Below are 17,474 nucleotides of genomic sequence, written 5' to 3' on the forward strand. Positions count from 1 at the left end.
GGGGCGTGCCGGGCAGCGGCAAGCATCACAGGCGCCGGTGCTTGAGCGCCGGCAGCGTGCTGCGCACCTGGCGCAAGCGGTCAAAGTCCAGATCAGCCAGCACCACGCCCGGCGTGTCGTCGGTGCGCTGCGCCAGGATCGCGCCCCAGGCATCGACGATCATCGTATGGCCCCAGGTGCGGCGGCCGCTGGCATGCGTGCCGCACTGGCCCGGCGCGATCACGAAGCACTGGTTTTCGATCGCGCGGGCGCGCAGCAGCGTTTCCCAATGCGCTTCGCCGGTTTTGTCGGTGAACGCGGCCGGAATGCACAGCAGCTCGGCGCCGCGCTGCGCCAGCGCGCGATACAACTCCGGGAAGCGCAGGTCGTAGCAGACCGACAAGCCGAGCGCGCCGACGGCGGTCGGCACGACCACGTAGGCCGGCTCGCCGGGCGCGATCGTGTTGGATTCGCGATAGCGCTCGACACGGTCGCCGCGGTCCACGTCCACGTCGAACAGATGAATCTTGTCGTAGCGGGCGATGCGCCGGCCGGCGCTGCTGTAGACCAGCGACGCGGCATAGACGCGCCCGGCGTCGCTGGGCACCGCCACCGGCACCGTGCCGGCAACGATCGCGATGCCGAGTTCGCGCGCGGTCTGCGCGAGGAAGTCTTGGATCGGCCCGCCGCCGTCGGGTTCGGCCAGCGCCAGCTTGTCGGCCTCGTGTGCGCCCATGAACGCGAAGTTTTCGGGCAGTGCCGCCAGCTTGGCGCCGGCAGCCGCCGCTTCGCCGAGCAGCGCGCGGGTATCGGCTAGGTTCTGCGCCAGATCGGCGCAGGTGTTGAGCTGGATCGCAGCGACGAGGGTCATGCCGGTGGCGCACTCCGCTTGGGCCGCGCGGCGGTTCGCCCGCGGCAGCCGATCTTCGCATGCCGCAGCGTGCGCGCCTGCATCGGCCGGCTCAGCTCACGGCTGGCACAGCAGCGGCTGCATCCAGCCGGCGGCCAGACGCAACCAGGGTTCGATCGTGAAATGCGGCGTTGGCGTGGCCAGCGCAACGACGCCGACCAGCAGCAGCAACGCGGCCGCCCACCGATACGGCGGTCGGCGTCGGCCCTGATAGCGCCACGCGAACACCGCCAGGCCCAGCGCACCGGCGATCAGCCCGGCCACCACTTCGCCCGGCGTGTGCGCATGGACGACCACGCGCGACACGCCGATCAGCAGCACCCAGGCGGCGATCGCCGCGCGAAACGTCCAGGCGCGCGCGCTGCGCCGGCCAGCCAATGCAATCACCGTGTAGCCGCCGTAGGCGATCGTCGCAAACGCCGCATGGCCGCTGGGGCTGCGCAGCGCGATCCACGCTGGCGCACACGCGGCCAGATAGACCTTGGCCAGCGCCACCGTCAGCCCGACGCCGGCCACGCACAAGCACCACCACAGCGCTGCAGCACGGCCCGCCGCGTGCCACAGCCACAGCGCGATCACCAGCGCGAACGGCGTCAGCAGCGCGATCGCGCCAAAGTGCGTCAGCAGCGACATTGCGGCGCTCATCGGGTCAGGCCCCGGCGCGGGCTGGGATCATTCAGCGCGCTTCACCTGCGGGTTGTCCCAACTGCCGGTGACGCGATAGCTGAGCTGCGTGACTTGGTCGAGCGGCTTGTCGAGCACTTCTTGCGCGACCAGCGCGATCGCGCCCAGTGCCGGGCCGCCGAGCAGCAGCGCGCCCAGCGTGACGCCGCCGGACACGTCGGGATAAACCGTGATGCGCTGGTCGTAGTCGCGAGCCGCCAAGCCGATGCGACCGCGCAGGTCGATCTTCAGCGACGGCGACTGGATCTGCAGGTCGTCGGTGCTGGCATTGCCGCCCGCTGCATTGAAGCGGCCCTTGGCGCGGTCAAAGCCCAGGCCTTTGGAGACGACGTCGCGAAAGTCCAGCAGCAGCCGGCGCGGCAGCGCCAGCACATTGAGCAGGCCGAGCACGCGTCCGGCGCCGGGTTCCACGGCGCTGAAGCTGCCGCGCTCCAGGTCCAGGTCGATATGGCCCTGGGCCTGGGCCAGTTCCAGCCCGGCTGCCGCCATCGGCCAGACCAGTTCGCCGGCAAAGCGGCTGCGTTGCGCGGTCACGTTGCGGGCATAGCCAAAGCCGTCGAGCAGATCGCTGATGCTGCGCGTGTCGAGCACAAAGTTCAGCGACGCGGCCGAACCGGTGCCGCTGCGCCGCCATTCGCCACTGCCTTCGAGGTCCACATCGGCGCCGCTGGCGCGCAGCTGGGTCAAGCGCTGGCCGGCGCCGATGCGCTCGCTGGCCAGCTGGAGATGGCCGGCGCGAACATCGCCGATACGCAGGTCTTCGACGTCGATATCCAGCGTCGGCAGACGCGTCGGGTCGAGCGGTTCGGCTGGCGGCACCGGGCCCGCCGCCGCAGCGGCGCCGGGTTCGTTCGACCGGCGCATCGCCGAGCGCACCTTGAGTTTGGACAGCCGCGCCACCAGGCCGCGCGACGGCGCGCTCTGCCAGTCGAGCGTGCCTTCGGCGCCATCGCCGGCGACGGTCGCCGACCAGCCGCCGTTGGCAGCCGGGCGATAGCCGATCTGCACGCCGCCGACGCTGTAGCCCTGGTAGTGCAGCTGATCGGCATGCAGCTCGATCGACTGCAGCCGCAGCGCATCGGGGCCGCTCGCCGTGTCGGCCACGACATCGCCGGCACGCTCGACGGTGCTGCGGCCCAGCGTGGCGATCCAGTCGCCCAATTCCAGCTCGTCGACGCGGCCGGTGACGTGCACGCCGGGCTGCGTCGGCGTCGGAATCCGGCCACTGCCGACGTCGACCAACACGCGACGCGCCTGCAGTGCGCCGCCATCGGCTGCGAGTAGTTCGATGCCGGCCGCAAGACGCTCGCCGTAACGCACCGTCAACGGCAGCGGCTGCGGTTCGGGCACGGTGCCGGCCGCGACTTCCACATCCGGCGCGCCGCTGCCGATCTGCACCGTCAGCGGCACCAGCTGGTCGGCCGGCTTGCCAATCGGCGGCGGCAGGTCGACGTCGATGCCGCGCAGATCGCTGCTGACGATCAAGCCTTCGGACTGCGACCCGAGCACGATCTCGACGCGGTAATGGCTCTGGCCGCTCAAGTACGGCCGCAGCACGGCCGGCACGTAACGCGACAGGCGGCTGCCATCGGGCTGCAGTGTGTAATCGAATTCGGCGCTGAGCCGCGTGTTGCCGGCGGCGACCGGCGCCAGCGCGGCCGTGGCCGGCACGCCCAGGAAGCTGCCGGTCACGGCCGGCGCCGTGACGCCGTTGTTGTCGTAGGCCAACTCGCCTTCGAGCCCGACGAAGGGCTCGTCGAGCCCTTGATATTGCAGGTCGACGCCCTTGAGCCGGACCACGCCGCTGACGTCGGTGCGGGCCACTTCGCGCAGCGGAATCGTCAGCCGCACCGTGGTCGATGCAATGCCGCTGACCTGCGTGCGATTCAGCAGGCCGCTCAAGCGGCGGGCCAGCGGTGAGGCGCGCAGGAATTCGTAATAACGCGCGGCCTCGCCGTCGACCTCGCCGTCGATGGTCAGCACGGCGTCGCGGAAATCAGCAATCGTCGCGACCAGCTTTTCGATCCGGTTGCCGGCCAGCTTGCCGGATTCGCTGGTGATGCTCAGCCCGTTGCCAAGAAACTGCAGCCGCGCCGCCACTTGCTCCGCCGCCGGCCAGTCGGGCGAATACGCGAGCCGTGCATCGGCCACGTCGAGGTCGAGCTGGAACAAACCATCGCCGTCGCGGAACGGAAACTGCCGCAGCGGCCCCTGCAGCGTCAGCCGCCCTTGCGGCACGCGCCCGGCGACAATCGCGCGGTCGAGCCAGTCGTGCAGGTTGCGCGACCAGTACACCGGCATGTACGGCTTGAGCCGCACCGCATCGGCCGCCGAAAAACGCGCGCCGAGCTTGATCTGCGGCGAGGCGCCGGGCTCGGCCGGCAGTGTCAGCTGCAGGTCGCCCTCGCCTTGCGTGCCTTCCAGCGCCCAACCGAAGGCCGGCATCGACACCTGCCAGCCTTGCGCGTCGCGGGTCCAGTCGAGCGCACCGTCGAGGCGGTCGAAGCGCAGCGGCTGGGCAAACACGCGCGCGGCCTGCAGCTCGAACGGCTGGCCGGTCATCGCCAGTCGGCCGCCGGATTCGGTTGCGGACAGCTCGCCCTGCAAACCGGAAAACCCCGGCGCATCGTCCTTCGGCGCATAGCCCAGGCCGTCGAGCTGGGCGCGCAACGAGTAGCGCGGCGGCGCGTTGCCGCCAACGGTGCCGCGCCCGACCAGATGCCGCAGTTGCCCGGACACGCCGCCGAGCCGCGCCATCGACGGGTCATCGGCCAGCATCAGCCACGGCGCCAAGTCTTGCAGTCGCAGAAAGTCGGCGTCCGCTTGCAGCTCGCTGCCGCCACCGGCCTGCTGCCCCAGCGGCGTGTACTGCAGGTGCAGCCGCGTCGACGGCCAATCGCCGGAAGCGCCACTGAGTCGCAGTGCCGGCACTTCCAGCGTCCAGCTTCTACCGTCACGGCGCAGGCTGGCCGCAAAGTCGACCTTGCCGATCTGGGCCTGGCGCTCGCCGCGGCTGGCCTCGATCCGCGATGCGTCCAGCGTGATGTCGGCGCCGGTCAAGCGGCCTTGCTCGATATCGCCGCCGATGCTCAGGTCGGCATCGGTCAGCTGCACGCGCGGCCGGCCGGGCAGCCGCGCTTCCAGCCACGGCAGTCGCTTGAGCTGCTCCAGCGACAGGCTCCAGCGGCCCTGCCAGTCGTCGGGTCGATCCAGATCGCCGCTAATGCGCGCTTCGAACTCGGCGCTGTCGCCCATGAAGCCCGGCAGTTCGACGCTGGCTTCCAGCGACGCGCCGCCGAGCCGGCGCTGCGCCTCGGCCTGCACCAGCCGGAAGCGCGGCAAGCCGCCCGCGAGCCGCGCGTCGTCGACGGTCACCACACAGTCTTCGAGGCGGATCGAATCGAACCGGCCCAGATCACGACGCCAGTCGTGCTGCGCCTTGGCACGGCCGGCCGTGTCGAGTCCGCGCAGATGGACTTGGTTGTCGGCATCGATCTCGACGACGACCTGCAAGCCGGCCAGTTCGATCTGGTTCGGAAAGGTGTCGCCGCGCAGCAGCCGCATCAGGCCAAAGCCGATCCGCAGTTGCTCGGCCGACAGGGCCGGCGTTTCGCCGTCGTCGCTGTAGAGCACGATGTCGTCGAGCTCCAGCTGCGGCCGCAGCCGGTACCAGACCAGCGCGATGCCGCCGATGTCGATCGGCCGGTCGGCGACTTTCGATACGTAGTCGGACAGTTGCTCGCGGTAGCCGGGCAGCGCCAGCACGGCCAGCTGGAACAGGCCACTGAGCACCGCAGCGGCGACGACCAGCGACGCGAGCACGCTCACGCTCGCAGTCCACCAGCGGCGTTTCACCCGTTCCATGCGTCAGCGTGGCCTGTGACTCAAACGATTAAACGCATAGCAGACACGGCGTCACCAGCACCGGCGATGAACGCCGCCATCGGCCTGGCGCCGAATGCGGCCGAACAGGGCTCACAGCGGGACGACGTCGAAGTTCTCCTGGTGATAGGCCGGCTCGGCCTGGGTCCGGATCGGGCGGTTGAGTTGGGCTTCCAGTTCGGCCAGCCCCAGCGGCTGGTTTTCGGCGAGCCGCTGCACGACGTTGGGCGCCGCCAACACCAAAAAGGCCTTGGCCTCGAACTGACGCGCGGCGCGCTGCACTTCGCGGGCAATCTCGTGGCAAACCGTCTCGACCGTCTTGACGCTGCCGCGGCCTTCGCATGTGGCGCAGGGCTCGCACAGGATGTGGCCCAGCGATTCGCGCGTGCGCTTGCGCGTCATTTCGACCAGGCCCAGCGGCGAAAAGTCGTAGACCTGGGTCCGCGCCGAGTCGCGCTTCAATTCTTTTTCCAGCGAGCGCAGCACTTGCGCGCGGTGGTCATCGTTCCGCATGTCGATGAAGTCGAGAATGATGATGCCGCCCAGGTTGCGCAGCCGCAGCTGACGGGCGATCGCCTGGCTGGCTTCGAGATTCGTTTTCAGAATCGTCTCTTCCAGATTGCGATGGCCGGTGAAGGCGCCGGTGTTGACGTCGATCGTCGTCATCGCCTCGGTTTGGTCGATCACCAGATGGCCGCCGGACTTCAGGTCGACCTTGCGCGTCAGCGCCCGTTCGATGTCGTCCTCGACGCCGAACAGATCGAAGATCGGCGCCGATCCCGAATACAGCTCGACCCGGCCGGCCGCATGCGGCACGAACTCGCGGGCGAATTCGCGCAGCTTTTCAAATTCCGCCGCGTTGTCGATGCGCACGCGCTCGACGTCGGTGCCGAGCAGGTCGCGCAGGATGCGCATCGACAGCGGCAGGTCGCCGTGCACCATCGTGCCGGGCGCGGCCGTGCGCGCCATTGCGCTGACCGAAGCCCACAGCCGCAGCAGGAATTCCAGGTCGCGCACCAGCGCTTCTTCGTCGGCACCTTCGGCCGCAGTCCGCGCGATCACGCCGAACTGCGGGCACAAGCGCTGCTGCGCACGCGCGACGATGTCCTTGAGCCGGTTTCGCTCCAGCTCGTCCTCGATCCGCGCCGACACGCCGCTGTGCGGCTCGAACGGCAGCAGCACCAAGTAGCGCGACGGGATCGACAGCAGCGTCGACAGCCGCGCGCCCTTGCTGCCGAGCGGGTCCTTCAGGATCTGCACCAGCACGTCCTGGCCTTCGCGCAGCAACTGGCCGATCGGCGGCTGCGGCGGCGGCGCGTCGCCCGGCGCGCCGGCCGGCCCGGCCAGCATGTCGGCCACGTGCAGAAACGCGGTGCGTTCCAGGCCGACTTCGACGAACGCGGCCTGCATGCCGGGCAGCACGCGCTGCACGCGGCCCTTGTAGATGTTGCCGACCAAGCCGTGGCGCGAGGCGCGCTGCACGTGGATCTCTTGCGCGGCAGCCCCTTCGACCAGCGCGACGCGGGTTTCCTGAGGGCCGATGTTGACCAGGATTTCGGTGCTCATCGACGCGGCTCCGCGACGATGCCGAGTTGCGCGAGCAGCTCGCAGGTTTCCAGCAGCGGCAGGCCGACGATGCCGGTGTAGCTGCCATAGACCGCACGCACCCACGCCGCCGCACCGCCCTGGATGGCATAGGCGCCGGCCTTGTCGGCCGGCTCGCCGGTGTCCCAATACGCCTGCGCCGCTGCGGCGCTGATCGGCCCGAACTCAACGTCGGTGACGGTCCGCGCCTCCAGCACCCGGTCGCCGTGAACCAGCGCCACCGCCGAGCAGACCTGATGCCGCCGCCCCGACAGCGCGGCGAGCATCGCCAGCGCCTCGTCGCGTCCGGATGGCTTGCCGAGGATGCGGCCGTCGACGGCGACGTCGGTGTCGGCACCGATCACCGGCAGGCCGTCGCCGAGCCGCGCGGCCGCTGCGCTGGCCTTGCCGCAGGCCATCCGCGACGCAAATGCGGTCGGCGTCTCGCCCGGTTGCGGCGTCTCGTCGATATCGGCCGGCACCGTGTCGAAGCGGTAACCGAGCGCGCGCAACATCTCGACGCGCCGTGGCGAACGGCTGGCCAGATGGAACTGAAGGTCGGGGGCGAAAACGGTGGTCGGCATCGGCGAAACTATCGCATGCACCTGTAAATCCGGGCAAAACGCGGCGCGACCTGCGGCGGGTGCGCGGTGGGTCGCGCCAGCATGGGCATCGCGCGGTGCCGGCCCTGACGGCGCCGGTGACCGCGATGCAAACGCGTGATGCCGGTCATCCCTGACCCCCTACCTGTCCGAGTGAAATTGATTTTGGCTGCGGGCCGACCCGGGGTGATGCAATACTGCTTGATCGAATCCGCACCTCTTACTGTCTCATGCGCACGCTCGCTTCTGCTGACTTCAAAGCCCTGGTCGACTCCGGCGCCACGCTGCTCGACGTGCGCCTGCCCGAGGAACTGGAGATCGCCGCCCTGCCCGGCGCGGTCAACATCCCGCTGAATGATTTGCCCGATCGCATCGGCGAGTTAAACCCTGCGGCGCCGATCGCCGTCCTATGCCATCACGGCGTCCGCAGTGAGCGGGCGGCGCGCTTCCTGGAACGCAGCGGTTTCGTCGATGTCTCGCATCTGGAGGGTGGCATCGACGCCTGGTCACTGGAATTCGACCCGGCCGTACCGCGCTACTAGAGCGACGTGGCCGAGCGCCCGTGGGGGCTGCTTCTACTTTTCGAGTCTTGGGGGATTTACCGATGCGTTTGTCATTGATCGCTGCTGCGGTGCTCGGCCTTGCGCCGTCACTGGCCTCGGCCAACGAACTGCTCAACGTCTACCAACTGGCACTGGCCAACGACACGCAGCTGGCGGCGGCCGGCTACGCGCGCGACGCGGCGCTGGAGGCCAGGCCGCAGGCACGCGCTGCACTGCTGCCGCTGATCTCGGGCAACTATCGCTATAGCCGCGGCCGCTCCGAAGGCTCGCAGAGCCAGGTGTCCGGCATCGAGCAGCTGATCGACGCCAACGGTGACGGCGTGCCCGACGTCGACGCCGACGGCAACCCGTTGACCGAAATCGTGCCGTTTCCGATCGGCCGCGACTTCGACACCGACGACACCGACCGCAGCCTGACGGTGAGCCTGAACCAGCCGATCTTCGACTGGGCCGCGTTCCTGCGGTATTCGCAGTCGGCCGACCAGCTGGCGCTGGCCCAGGCGCGCTTCCGCAGCGCCGAGCAGGACCTGATGCTGCGCGCGTCGCGCGCCTACTTCGACTACCTCGCCGCCAACGACGACCTGCGCTTCACCGGTGCGCAGAAGGCCTCGCTGGAGCGCCAGCTCGAACAGGCCAAGAAGCGCTTCGAAGTGGGTCTGTCGGCGGTCACGGACGTGCAGGAAGCACAGGCCAGCTACGACCTGGTGCTGGCCAACGAGATCGCGGCCGAACAGCGGCTGGCCGCTGCGCGCGAGGCGCTGCTGGAGATCACCGGCAAGCGCGACGCGCGTCTGGTGCCGCTGCAGGACGAGATTCCGCTGCCGGGCCCGATGCCGGCCGACGTCAACGCCTGGCTCGACACCGCGCGTGACAACAACTTCGACCTGGCGATCGCGCGGATCAACGCGACGCTGGCGGGCCGCGATGTGTCGATCGCCCGCGCCGGGCACTATCCGACCGTAGGCTTGGTCGGCCAGTACTCCGACACCGACACCGTCAGTGATCCGCGCTCGTCGGTGATCGGCGGATTCCAGCAGGACAACGTCAGCAACAGCGTCGGCGTGCAGGTCAACGTGCCGATCTTCAACGGCTTCCTGGTGAACTCGCGGACCAGCCAGGCCAAGAGCATCGAGCAGCAGCGCGAGGCCGAGCTGGAAGGCAGCCAGCGCAGCGTGTCGCGCCGCACCCGCGATGCCTATCTGGCCGTGCAGTCCGGCAGCGCCCGCGTCCGCGCACTCAAGCAGGCCGTGGTGTCGAACCAGACCGCGTTGCAGGCCAGCGAAACCGGGCTGGAAGTCGGCACGCGCACCACCGTCGACGTGCTCAACGCGCAGAGCCTGCTGTACAGCGCCCAGCGCGACTACGCCCGCGCCCGCTACGACTACCTGATCGCAATCCTGACGCTGAAGAGCGCCTCGGGCCGGCTGACGCCGGACGATCTGGCCGAGATCGACAAGCTGCTGGTCGGCGCCTGAACGACGGCGCCGCCCGCGACGCTGCGGGCGGCGCCAGGCAGTACACGCTGAACGCGGGTGCCAAGGTCGGGTAAAGCCCTTACCATGACCCTTTCGTTCGGGACCCGCCCTCATGATCCGTGTGCTGATCGCGGCGCTGTTCGCCGCTGCCGCTGTTGCCCCCGTTAGCGGACACGCTGCCGTCGAGCGCAAACCTCTGACGATCCGCGACCTGGTGTCGCTCGAACGCCTCAGCGACCCGCAGTCCTCGCCTGACGGCCGCTATATCGCCTACGTCGTCCGCGCCACCGACCTCGACGCCAACAAGGGCGTGCGCAGCATCTGGCTGCTCGACACGCGCAGCAACACGCTGCGCAAATTCGCTACCAGCGCCACCGGCAGCTCGGACACGCCGCGCTGGTCGCCCGACGGCAAGCTGATCTACTTTTTGTCGACGCGCTCGGGCAGCTCGCAGGTCTGGCGTCAGCCGATCGACGGCGACGCGCAGCCGGTGACGCAGCTGCCGCTGGATGTCGGCAGCTATCGGCTGTCGCCGCGCGGCGATCGCATCGTCGTGTCGATGGACGTGTTCGCCGACTGCGACACGCTGGCCTGCAGCAAGCAGCGCTTCGATGAACAGGCCAAGCCCGCCGCCAGCGGCGTGGTCTACGACAAGCTGTTCGTCCGTCACTGGGACACCTGGGCCAACGGCGCGCGCTCGCAGCTGTTCGTCGCGTCGATCAAGCCCGACGGGGGCATCGGCGAAGCGCAGCTGCTGACGCGCGGCATCGACGGCGACGTGCCGTCCAAGCCGTTCGGCGATGCGGCCGACTACACGTTTACGCCCGACGGCAAGACGCTGATCTTCTCGGCGCGGATCGCCGGCCGCACCGAAGCCTGGAGCACGAACTTCGACCTGTATTCGGTCGACGTCGACGGCAAGGGCAAGCCGGTCAATCTGACCGCCGACAACCTGGCCTGGGATGCGCAGCCGGTGGTCACGCCCAATGGCCGCTCGCTGGTGTATCTGGCGATGAAGCGTCCAGGCTTTGAAGCCGACCGCTTCCACATCATGGTGCGCGACTTGCGCAGCGGCAAAACGCGCGAGCTGGCGCCCAAGTGGGACCGCTCGCCGTCGCAGATCGCGCTGTCGGCCAATGGCAGCACGCTGTACGCCACCGCCGACGAACTCGGCCAGAAGCCGATCTTTGCGCTGAACCTGTCCAGCGGCGCGATCAAGAAGCTCACCAGCGACGGCGACGTCAGCGCGTTTGCGCTGTCATCCGACGGCCTGGTGTATCTGCAGAACAACCTCGCAGCGCCGGACGATCTGTACCGGATCGCATGGAACGGCGCGGTCACGCAGCTGACGCGGCACAACGCCGAAAAGCTGGCCACGATCGAGATGGCCCCGTATGAGCAGTTCAGCTTTGCCGGCGCCGGCGGCGACACCGTGTACGGCTACGTGATGAAACCGGCCGGCTATGAGCCGGGCAAGAAGTACCCGACGGCCTTCATCATCCACGGCGGCCCGCAGGGCAGCATGGGCAACCACTTCCATTACCGCTGGAACCCGGAAGTGTTTGCCGGCATGGGCTACAGCGTGGTCTGGATCGACTTCCACGGCAGCACCGGCTACGGGCAGGCGTTCACCGATTCGATCTCCGGTGACTGGGGCGGCAAGCCGCTCGAAGATCTGAAGAAGGGCCTGGCGCACGCCGCGCGCAGCTACGACTACGTCGACGCCAGCAACGCCTGCGCGCTCGGTGCCAGCTACGGCGGCTTCATGATCAACTGGATCGCCGGCAACTGGGCCGATGGCTTCAAGTGCCTGGTCAATCACGACGGCGTGTTCGACGCCCGCGCGATGGGCTATGCCACCGAAGAACTGTGGTTCGACGAGTGGGAACACGGCGGTACGCCGTACGACAAGCCCGACAGCTACGAGCGCTTCAACCCGGTAGCGCACGTCGCCAAGTGGAAGACACCGATGCTGGTGGTCCACGGCCAGCTCGACTACCGGATTCCGGTCGAACAGGGGCTGGCCGCGTTCACGGCGCTGCAGCGCCGCGGCATCGACAGCCGGCTGCTGTATTTCCCCGACGAAAATCACTGGGTGCTCAAGCCGCAGAACAGCATCCAGTGGTACGACAACGTGCAGGCCTGGCTCGATCAGCACCTCAAGCCCGGCGCGGCGCCCAAGCCCGGCGGCAAGTCCGCGCCGGCCACCAAGAGCGATTCCTGAGCCCGATACGATGAAATTCTTTCTGGACACCGCCGACACCGGCGAACTGCGCGAAGCCGCGGCCTCCGGCCTGGTCGACGGCATCACCACCAACCCGACGCTGATCGCCAAGACCGGCCGGCCGCTGGCGGCCGTCGTCGAGGATCTGGTCAGCATCGTCGACGGCCCGATCAGCGTTGAAACGATCAGCCTGGACGCGGCCGGCATGGTCGACGAAGGGCGCCGTTTTGCGGCGATCCACAAGAACATCGTCGTCAAATGCCCGCTGACCCGCGAAGGGCTCAAGGCCACCAAGCTGCTGACGTCCGAAGGCCACAAGGTCAACGTCACGCTGTGCTTTTCGGCGATGCAGGCGCTGCTAGCGGCCAAGGCCGGCGCCACGTACATCTCGCCGTTCGTGGGCCGGCTCGACGACATCGGCCAGGACGGCATGATCCTGATCCGCGACATCTGCGAGATCTACCGCAACTACGGCTTTGCCACGCAGGTGCTGGCCGCGAGCCTGCGTCACCCGGTGCACGTGCTGGCCTCGGCCAAGGCCGGCGCCCATGTCGGCACGCTGCCGTACAAGGTGTTCCAGCAGCTGTTCAACCACCCGCTGACCGACAGCGGACTGGCGCAGTTCCTCAGCGACTGGAAAAAGGTACCGACCGCATGAGGCCGGCTCGCCTGCGCGGTTCTGATTCCCGGCGCACGGCGGCGCTGATCGGCCTGCTGCTGGCCGTGTCCGGCTGCGGCACGCGGCCGGCGACCGATGCGGCCGCTGGCCGCGCATCGGCGCCCGACGCCGCCGCATTGGCCCGCGCCGCGCAGGCGATCCAGGCCGGGCCCTTGCTCGGCCATGTGCAAGTGCTGGCCAGCGACGCGTTCGAAGGCCGCCTGCCCGGCACGCCAGGCGAAGATAAGACCGTCGCCTATCTGACCGAGCAGTTCCGCAAGCTCGGGCTGGCACCCGGCAACCCGGACGGTCGCTACGTGCAGGACGTGCCGCTGGTCGGCATCGACGGCAAGGCGCAGATGCGCCTGAGCGTCAACGGCAAGCCGATCGCCACCGCGCCGCGCACCGACTTCGTTGCAGCGACGACCCGCTTCGTGCCGCAAGTGGTCGTCAACGACGCCGACCTCGTGTTCGTCGGCTACGGCGTCAAGGCACCCGAATACGGTTGGGACGACTACAAGGGCGTCGACGTGCGCGGCAAGACCATCGTCATGCTGATCAACGACCCGGCGATTCCCGACCCGAACAACCCGTCCCAGCTCGACGAGACGATGTTCAAGGGCCGTGCGATGACCTACTACGGCCGCTGGACCTACAAGTACGAAATCGCGTCCGAACTCGGCGCGGCCGCGGCGATCATCGTCCACGAAACCGAGCCGGCCGCGTATCCCTGGGGCGTGGTGCAGAACAGCTGGTCGGGCGAGCAATTCAGCCTGGCGGCCGCCGACCGCAACATGAGCCGCGTCGCCGTGCAGTCGTGGATCACGCTGGACAAGGCGCGCGAGCTGTTCAAGGCCAGCGGCCAGGACTTCGACACGCTGAAGGCCGCGGCGCTGCGCCGCGACTTCAAGCCGGTGCCGCTGTCCGGCGCCAAGGTCGGCTACACGATCGACAACACGGTGCGCACCGTGCAGTCGCACAACGTGATCGCGCGGCTGCCGGGCAGCGACCCGGCGCTGCAGGACCAGGCGATCATCTACACCGCGCACTGGGACCACCTCGGCCGCGACACCTCGCTGACCGGCGACCAGATCTACAACGGGGCTTCGGATAACGCCACTGGCACCGCCGGCCTGCTGGCGCTGGCGCAGGCCTACAAGGCACTGCCGTCGCCGCCGCGCCGCAGCGTGCTGTTCCTGGCCGTCACCGCCGAAGAACAAGGGCTGCTCGGCTCGAAGTTCTACGCCGAAAACCCGCTGTATCCGCTGGTCAAGACCGTGGCGACGTTCAACATGGACGTACTCGGCTCCTGGGGCGCGACGCGCGACACGCAGATCGTCGGCGCCGGCCAGAACACGCTGGAAGACGACTACGCGCGGATCGTCCAGGCGCACGGCCGCGTTGTCATCAACGACGCCGAGCCGCAGAAAGGCTCGTACTTCCGATCCGACCAGTTCAACTTCGCCAAGCAGGGCGTGCCCTCGCTGTACACCAAGGCGGGCGTCGACGTGATCGGCAAGCCGGCCGGCTACGGCGAATCGAAGCGCTCGGCCTACACCGCCGACGACTATCACAAGCTGTCCGACGAAGTGAAACCGGACTGGGACTTGAGCGGCGCCGTCGACGACCTGCGGCTGCTGTTTGAAACCGGCGTGATGGTTGCCGACCGCGACACGCTGCCGACCTGGAAGCCGGGCTCGGAATTCAAGGCGCGCCGCGACGCAATGCTGGCGCGCTGAGCGCCGGGCGGCCGCGCGGGCCGATCCGCGCGGCCGGTAAACTGACAAAGAAGTAAGCCAAGCGGGCCGCCGCCCGCTAAACTGGCGAATGATCTCTGCCTCCCGCCTCACGCTGCGCCGTGGCCCGCGCGCCCTCCTCGAAGACGCTTCGTTCTCGATCCACCACGGCTGGCACGTCGGCCTGATCGGCCGCAATGGCACCGGCAAGTCGACGTTGTTTGCCGCGATTCTCGGCCAGCTGGCGCCCGACAAGGGCGAGATGTCGTCGCTGAAGAACGTCGCCGTGGCCACTGCGGCCCAGGAAACCCCGGCGCTGCCGGACCTGGCGATCGAGTTCGCACTCGACGGCGACGTCGAGCTGCGCGACCTCGAGCGGCGGCTGGCGGTGGCCGAAGCCAAGGAAGACATCGACGCGATCTGCGCGATCCACGAGCGGCTCGGCATGATCGGCGGCTATGCGGCGCGGGCCCGCGCGGCGGCGCTGCTGCACGGCTTGAGCTTCAGCCAGGAAGCGCAGCAGCGGCCGGTCGCGGACTTCTCCGGCGGCTGGCGCATGCGTTTGAACCTGGCACGCGCGCTGATGTGCCGCTCCGACGTGCTGCTGCTCGACGAGCCGACCAACCATCTCGACCTCGACGCGGTGATCTGGCTGCAAGGCTGGCTGGCGTCGTATCCGGGCCTGCTGATGGTGATTTCGCACGATCGCGAGTTCCTCGACGCGGTGACCACGCATACGCTGCATCTGGAGAGCCAGAAGGCGACGCTGTACACCGGCAACTACAGCTCGTTCGAGCGCCAGCGCGCCGAGCGGCTGACGCTGCAGGCCGGCGCCTACGCCAAGCAGCAGAAGCAGGTCGCGCATCTGCAGAAGTTCATCAACCGCTTCCGCGCCTCGGCCGCCAAGGCCTCGCAGGCACAGAGCCGGATCAAGGCGCTGGAACGGATGGAGCTGGTGTCGGCCGTGCACGCCGATAGCGAATTCAGCTTCGAGTTTCCCGAGCCGGATCGCTTGCCGTCACCGCTGGTGCGCTTCGACGACGTGTCGGCCGGCTACCAGACGGATCACGGCGACAAGGTGATTCTCGAAAAGCTGCGCGTGCTGGTTGCACCGGGCGAGCGCATCGGCCTGCTCGGCCAGAACGGCGCCGGCAAATCGACGCTGGTGCAGACCATCGCCGGTGCGATCCCACCGCTGGCGGGCGACTTGATGCGCGACGGTCATCTGCGCGTTGGCTACTTCGCGCAGCACACCACCGAAACGCTGGACGCTGACGCTTCGCCGATCCTGCACTTCCGCCGCATCGACCCCAAGGTCAGCGAACAGGAGCTGCGCGGCTTCCTCGGCGGCTTCAACTTCAAGGGCGACCGCGTCTACGAGCCGGTCGGCCCGTTCTCCGGCGGCGAAAAAGCGCGGCTGGCGCTGGCGATGGTCGTCTACCAGAACCCGAACCTGCTGCTGCTCGACGAACCGACCAACCACTTGGATCTGGATATGCGCCACGCGCTGGAGACGGCACTGATCGGCTTCCAGGGCGCGGTCATCGTCGTGTCGCACGACCGCCATCTGCTGACCAGCACCTGCGACACGCTGTGGCTGGTGGCCGATGGTCGCTGCGTCAATTTCGACGGCGACTTGGACGACTACGCCAAGTGGCTGAACACGCGCGACTTGAACGGCGGCAAGAAAGTGTCGAAGAAAGCCGCAGCCGCTGCAGCAGCGGCTGCCGCCGGCTGATGGCACTCAAGGCGACGATCTACAAAGCGCAGTTGGCGGTCGCCGATATCGAGCGCGGCCACTACGCCGACTACGCGCTGACGCTGGCGCGGCATCCGTCGGAAACCGACGAGCGGATGATGCTGCGGCTGGTCGCCTTCGCGCTGCATGCCGACGAGGCGCTGAAGTTCGGCAAGGGTTTGTCCGACCCCGATGAACCCGATCTGTGGCGGCACGATCTGACCGGCTTGATCGAAGAGTGGATCGAGCTGGGTCAGCCCGACGACCGCAACCTGATTCGCGCTTGCGGCCGCGCACGCGCGGTCACCGTCTACAACTACGGCGGCAGTGCCGCCACGTGGTGGGCCGCTGCAGCCGGCAAGCTCGAGCGTGCGCGCAACCTGCGCGTGCGCCGCTTGAACGTGGTCGGCGGCGACGTGCCGATCGCCGCACTGGCCGCGCGCACGATGACGCTGAACGCATCGATCCAGGAAGGCCAGATCTGGCTCGGCGATGGCGAGCGCACGGTGACGCTGGACTGCGTCAGCCTGCAGGATACGACGGCCGGCTAAGACGACGCGCAGCGGAACCAAGCGCGCAGCGCAGCGTCACAAACGCAACACCAAGTTTCAGCACCGGACAAGGACGCCCCGATGAAGCTAGCCACGATTCGCATCCATCTCGACAACCATCGCCAGCGCGCGCTGCAGATCGAAGCCAGCGACCGCGACGCGCCGGCGGTCTACGACGCGAACATCGCCGCGTATCTGCAGTTCTTGAAGGACCAAGCGCAGCCCCTGGGCTTTGCCATCGTCAGCGACGGCGCCAGCAGCGCCAACGGTGCGATCTTCGAGATCATCGAAGCCGATCATGCGAGCAAGAAAGCCGCTCACGACTGGCTCGAATCGCAGCCGGATATCTGGAACTGGATACCGTAGCCGGCAGGCCGGCGATGCGCTGAACCACGGCGGCAGTCTCACCGCCGCCGTGGCGTACTCATACCGCGAGATCAAGCGGCAGCGCGGTACTGGTTGCGCAGATCGCGGATGCGATCGTGGTTGGTCAGCACGCCCTGGTACTGCCGCTCGACGACGCTGCGCACCTGCGGCGGCAGCTCGGCCTTCAAGGCCTTGCCGTAATGCGCCTTGGCGTGGTCTTCGCCGCGCTCGACTTCTTCGAGCACGGCGATGTTGTCGTCGCCGACCGCCACCTTGACCTTGACCCAGCCGCGATGCGCTGCACCGGCAATGGTACCGGACTGTTCCGGCTTGCCGCCGAGCGAGGTCACTAGCGCCTGCAGTTCGCGCACGCTCTGATTGCAGGCTTGCGCGCGATCGGCGAACAACTGCTTGAGCTGCGGCGCCTTGGCCTTGTCGGCCGCTTCCTGAAAACCTTTCAGGCCGTCTTCGCTGGTTTCGATCAGACCGTTGAGAATCTTGACGGTGTCATCCATGAGATAT

14 protein-coding genes are annotated in these 17,474 nt (G+C 68.3%); 8 read left to right on the forward strand and 6 right to left on the reverse strand.

Annotated features, from left to right (window positions below; all coding sequences use genetic code 11):
• Positions 1-25: 25 nt before the first annotated feature.
• The 5 genes from BUB09_RS13395 to BUB09_RS13415 all read right to left on the reverse strand — a co-directional run bounded on the left by BUB09_RS13395 (position 26) and on the right by BUB09_RS13415 (position 7,623).
• Positions 26-850, reverse strand: a complete 825-nt coding sequence (locus BUB09_RS13395) for a carbon-nitrogen hydrolase family protein (protein WP_072898228.1) — start codon at positions 848-850, stop codon at positions 26-28.
• 96 nt (positions 851-946) lie between these two features.
• Positions 947-1,534, reverse strand: coding sequence for a phosphatase PAP2 family protein (locus BUB09_RS13400; protein WP_072898229.1), 588 nt, complete (start codon positions 1,532-1,534; stop codon positions 947-949).
• Between the two features lie 27 nt (positions 1,535-1,561).
• Positions 1,562-5,401, reverse strand: a complete 3,840-nt coding sequence (locus BUB09_RS13405) for a YhdP family protein (protein ID WP_175550202.1) — start codon at positions 5,399-5,401, stop codon at positions 1,562-1,564.
• 147 nt (positions 5,402-5,548) lie between these two features.
• Complete coding sequence (gene rng / locus BUB09_RS13410) at positions 5,549-7,021, reverse strand: ribonuclease G (RefSeq protein ID WP_072898231.1); 1,473 nt, start codon at positions 7,019-7,021, stop codon at positions 5,549-5,551.
• Positions 7,018-7,623, reverse strand: a complete 606-nt coding sequence (locus BUB09_RS13415) for a Maf family protein (RefSeq protein WP_072898232.1) — start codon at positions 7,621-7,623, stop codon at positions 7,018-7,020. The genes rng and BUB09_RS13415 overlap by 4 nt, the downstream gene beginning before the upstream one ends.
• Positions 7,624-7,871: 248 nt before the next feature.
• Here BUB09_RS13415 and BUB09_RS13420 point away from each other — a divergent pair, with 248 nt between their 5' ends.
• From BUB09_RS13420 to BUB09_RS13455, 8 genes are all read left to right on the forward strand, one after another.
• Positions 7,872-8,183, forward strand: a complete 312-nt coding sequence (locus BUB09_RS13420; protein ID WP_072898233.1) for a rhodanese-like domain-containing protein — start codon at positions 7,872-7,874, stop codon at positions 8,181-8,183.
• Between the two features lie 62 nt (positions 8,184-8,245).
• Complete coding sequence (locus BUB09_RS13425) at positions 8,246-9,679, forward strand: TolC family outer membrane protein (protein ID WP_072898234.1); 1,434 nt, start codon at positions 8,246-8,248, stop codon at positions 9,677-9,679.
• 112 nt (positions 9,680-9,791) lie between these two features.
• A complete protein-coding gene (locus BUB09_RS13430) occupies positions 9,792-11,903 on the forward strand; it encodes an alpha/beta hydrolase family protein (RefSeq protein WP_072898235.1) in 2,112 nt (703 codons plus the stop codon).
• Between the two features lie 10 nt (positions 11,904-11,913).
• The gene (gene fsa, locus BUB09_RS13435; RefSeq protein ID WP_072898236.1) at positions 11,914-12,561 is read left to right on the forward strand and encodes a fructose-6-phosphate aldolase; all 648 of its coding nucleotides are present in this window, start codon (positions 11,914-11,916) and stop codon (positions 12,559-12,561) included.
• Entirely contained in the window at positions 12,558-14,300 is a 1,743-nt protein-coding gene (locus BUB09_RS13440) for a M28 family metallopeptidase (RefSeq protein WP_084083427.1), read from the forward strand. The genes fsa and BUB09_RS13440 overlap by 4 nt, the downstream gene beginning before the upstream one ends.
• 88 nt (positions 14,301-14,388) lie before the next feature.
• Positions 14,389-16,035, forward strand: coding sequence for an ABC-F family ATP-binding cassette domain-containing protein (locus BUB09_RS13445; RefSeq protein WP_072898237.1), 1,647 nt, complete (start codon positions 14,389-14,391; stop codon positions 16,033-16,035).
• Positions 16,035-16,586, forward strand: coding sequence for a YaeQ family protein (locus BUB09_RS13450; RefSeq protein WP_072898238.1), 552 nt, complete (start codon positions 16,035-16,037; stop codon positions 16,584-16,586). Before BUB09_RS13445 ends, BUB09_RS13450 begins: the two co-directional genes overlap by 1 nt.
• Before the next feature lie 81 nt (positions 16,587-16,667).
• On the forward strand, positions 16,668-16,952 hold the full coding sequence (locus BUB09_RS13455; RefSeq protein WP_072898239.1) for a hypothetical protein: 285 nt from the start codon (positions 16,668-16,670) through the stop codon (positions 16,950-16,952).
• A gap of 71 nt (positions 16,953-17,023) precedes the next feature.
• Here the strand turns inward: BUB09_RS13455 and BUB09_RS13460 are convergent, their stop codons facing one another.
• On the reverse strand, positions 17,024-17,467 hold the full coding sequence (locus BUB09_RS13460; RefSeq protein WP_072898240.1) for a PA2169 family four-helix-bundle protein: 444 nt from the start codon (positions 17,465-17,467) through the stop codon (positions 17,024-17,026).
• Positions 17,468-17,474: the final 7 nt, after the last annotated feature.

The organism is Hydrocarboniphaga daqingensis (assembly GCF_900129825.1).
Taxonomy (GTDB): domain Bacteria; phylum Pseudomonadota; class Gammaproteobacteria; order Nevskiales; family Nevskiaceae; genus Hydrocarboniphaga; species Hydrocarboniphaga daqingensis.